Annotated in this window: 1 pseudogene; it reads left to right on the top strand. The window is 66.0% G+C overall.

The window, feature by feature from the left end:
* Positions 1-247, top strand: a pseudogene (locus B2W55_RS15945) (histidine kinase); the annotation flags it as partial.

The following is a 247-nucleotide window of genomic DNA, read 5'->3' as shown; positions in this document are numbered from 1 at the left end:
CGAACGAGCTTGCCGCAGCGGAAGCCGAGCTGAAGGCCAATGGCTTCACCAATCCGACGATCCGGGATTTCGACGACCAGGCGCTCGACCTCAAGGCGCTCGACAAGCCGATCAACGTGCTGATGGACGTCGAGCCGCGCAATCCGGAGACCCTGAGCATCCCGGGCCGCGCTTTCGACCGTCACTCGGTGGTCGGCCCGATGCTGGCAAAGGCGATGGCCAACGCCAAGCCGGTGGCCTCGGACCC

The sequence above is a fragment of the Bradyrhizobium sp. UBA2491 genome (assembly GCF_002341725.1).
In the GTDB taxonomy this organism is placed as follows: domain Bacteria; phylum Pseudomonadota; class Alphaproteobacteria; order Rhizobiales; family Xanthobacteraceae; genus Bradyrhizobium.
This window is presented reverse-complemented; position numbering and strand designations above follow the sequence as displayed.